The sequence below is a fragment of the Pseudomonas sp. P4_C3 genome, from assembly GCF_056402075.1.
In genome coordinates, this window is the sequence record NZ_JBFUIC010000408.1 from 1 (window position 1) to 3,184 (window position 3,184).

The 3,184-nt window shown below is 59.9% G+C and carries 3 protein-coding genes; all 3 read right to left on the reverse strand.

Going from position 1 to position 3,184, the window contains the following annotated elements; all coding sequences use genetic code 11:
• A partial coding sequence (locus AC1DVH_RS28525) for an ABC transporter ATP-binding protein (RefSeq protein ID WP_477756598.1) occupies positions 1-1,150 on the reverse strand: 1,150 nt, incomplete at its 3' end.
• Complete coding sequence (locus AC1DVH_RS28530) at positions 1,150-1,947, reverse strand: ABC transporter permease (RefSeq protein WP_477756599.1); 798 nt, start codon at positions 1,945-1,947, stop codon at positions 1,150-1,152. The genes AC1DVH_RS28525 and AC1DVH_RS28530, both read right to left, overlap by 1 nt.
• A partial coding sequence (locus AC1DVH_RS28535; RefSeq protein WP_477756600.1) for a mannose-1-phosphate guanylyltransferase/mannose-6-phosphate isomerase occupies positions 1,948-3,184 on the reverse strand: 1,237 nt, incomplete at its 5' end.

The following is a 3,184-nucleotide window of genomic DNA, read 5'->3' on the forward strand; positions in this document are numbered from 1 at the left end:
CATGGAACACCAACCCGTAATCGCGCCACTCGAAGTTGCGGTCCAGATGCGAATCCAGGCGTGACAGGCTCAACGCCACGGAATAGTTACCCTTGCCCAGCCCCATGACGAAAGCAAAGCGATAGGTCACGCGCTCGCCAGCCTGCAGATCGGTCAATGCCTGATCCTGGCGATGGGTGTTGATGCCGTACATGGCCTGGCCCAGGCGATCCTTGATCATGAAGCCCAGTACCAGCCGTTCGATGTCCTGGCGAACCTCGACATTGACCTCCAGCACGACCGGCTGGCCGACTTCGGCGGCGTCGATGGAGCGTTCATGTTGGTCGAGCAAGCGCACGCTCAGAATCCTGGCTTCACCCGTTCCCGAAATGGTACTGACCTGGCCGCCAGCGAGGGCTTCCTGGCGCACGGTCTGTCCTTCACGCTTGGCGAGCAGGGCGTTGTAGTAATCCATGACGGTTTCGGGTGTGTCGTGCATGGCCATGTGGCCGTTTTCCAGGAGGATCGCCGAGTCGCAGATCGACTGAATCGCCGAGCGGTCATGGGAGACGATCAACAGCGTGGTACCGGCTTTGCGAAAGCTGCGGATGCGGTCGAAACTTTTGTGCTGAAAATAGGCGTCGCCCACCGACAGCGCTTCGTCGACGATCAAAATGTCCGGGCGCCGTGCGGTGGCCACGCTGAACGCCAGGCGCATTTGCATACCGCTGGAATAGGTGCGCACCGGGTGGTCGATGGCGTCGCCTATTTCCGTGAAACGTTCGATGTCCGGCATCAACGCTTCTATTTCTTCGACTTGCATGCCCAGCAGCTGCCCGGCCATGACCGCATTCTGCCGGCCGGTAAAGTCCGCATGAAAACCCATGCCCAATTCCAGCAGGGCGGCGACGCGGCCTTCTAGCTCAATCGTGCCGCAGGTGGGTTGGGTGGTGCCGGTGATCATCTTCAACAAAGTGCTTTTGCCGGCGCCGTTGACCCCGACGATGCCCACCGACTCTCCGGGGGCAATCTGAAAGGTCACGTCCTGTAGCACCCAGTGTTGCCGATGGCGGATCGGCGAAAACGGGATCAGCCACTCGGCCAGTCGACTCCAGCGGGTAGGGTATTGTTTATAGGCCTTGCCCAGGCCGGTGACGCGTATGTGCCCCATCAGAGTTCATCCACCATTTCACCGACCCTCTGCCGAAACAGCCGCAACCCGATGGCGAAGAGCAATACGCTGGCGACCATGATCGGCAGCAGCGAACTCCAGACGGGCCATTGGCCGTACAGGAAGATGTTCTGGTAGCTGGTGATCAGGTTGGTCAGGGGGTTGAGTTGCAGCAAGCGCTGCACCCAATCGGGCAGGATGCTCATTGGGTAAACGATTGGCGTCAGCCAGAACCAGAATTGCAGACAGATGGCGAAAAATTGCCCGACATCGCGAAAAAACACATTCAGTACGCCAAGAATGATCCCCAAGCCGGCACAGAACATCACCTGTAACGCCAGCAGAGGAATGAGCGCCAACAGCGCCAGGCCCGGTAGTCGACCGGTGATCAACAGAAAGCCGAGGAACAAGCCGATGATGATTGCGAAGTTGATACCGGCATTCAACAGCACGATCACCGGCAGGCAGATCCGTGGAAAGCTGATTTTTTTCAGAAGGTTGGCGTTATCCAGAAACATGTTCTGGCTGCGCACCGTGATCTCTGCGAACAAGCCCCAGGTCAGCAACCCGGCGCAGAGGTAGATGCTGTAGGCCATGCCGTCATCTACCCCAGGCAGACGCGCGCGCATGATGTGGGAAAAAATCACGGTGTAGACAATGATCATCGACAGCGGATTGAGCACGGTCCACAGGGCACCGAACAACGAATTGCGATAACGCGCCTGAAACTCTCGCTGGACGCTACCGAGAATGAACCCTCGATAGCTGCTCAGCGTGCGGTAAAGGGAAAGCAGCATTCAAACCGTCCTGCCGTATTGATCTTCGAAGCGGACGATGTCGTCCTCTCCCAGGTATTCGCCGCTTTGCACTTCGATGATCACCAGGTCAATCACGCCGGGATTCTCCAGGCGATGCTTGTGCCCGGCTGCAATGAAGGTCGATTCGTTCTTGGCCACCAGGTGCGTGCCGGTGCCGTTGTTGGTGACCTTGGCCATGCCTTCGACCACCACCCAGTGTTCATTGCGATGGTGGTGCATCTGCAACGACAATTTGGCGCCGGGCTTGACCACGATGCGTTTGATCTTGAAGCGCGGGCCTTCCTCGAGCACGGTGTAGGTGCCCCATGGCCKGCTGACCGTACGGTGCAGGCGATAGGCTTCGTGCTCTTTATCCTTGAGCTGCCTGGCCACCCGGCGCACATCCTGGGCGCGGTCGGCGTGGGCCACCAACACCGCGTCGGCGGTGTCGACGATGATCAGGTTATCCACGCCCACGGTCGCGACCAGACGGTTATCGCTCTGGACAAAATTGTTGTGGCTGTCGATGAAGATCGACTCGCCGACGGTGCGATTGTTTTGTGCATCCGCCGGTACCAGCGCGGCCACCGCACCCCAGGAGCCAATGTCGCTCCAGTCGAAACGGGCCGGCACGACGACCACCTTGTCGGAGCGTTCCATCAACGCGTAGTCGATGGAAATATCCATGATTTCGCCAAACAGGGCCGGCGACAGTTCCTGTTGCACGCTCCCGGCGTTTTCCACCGCGGCGCTGGCGGCCATGCAGGTTTGCGTCTGCTCCAGCAACGTGGGCGCATGGATTTGCAGTTCGGCCAGCAGGGTGGCGACCGAGAAGCAGAACATCCCGGAGTTCCACAGGAAGTTGCCACTTTCCAGGTAATGCGTCGCGGTTTGCAGGTCGGGCTTTTCGACGAAGCGCCGCACGCTGGCAGCGCCTTTGTCGTCCAGCGATGTGCCGGCTTCAATGTAGCCAAAACCGGTTTCCGGAGCGGTCGGCACGACACCGAAGGTCACCAGGTGACCGCGCCTGGCCAATGTCACGGCATGCTCGACCGCGTCCTTCAGCGCGTCGACATTGACGATCAGATGGTCGGCGGGCATCACCAGCATGATCGCGTCGTCGCCATGCAGGGCCTGCAGGGAGAGGGCGGCGGCGGCAATGGCCGGCGCCGTATTGCGACCCGTCGGCTCCAGCAGGAAGTGCCCGCGATGACGGCCCAGGTGCGCGTCCCGAAAG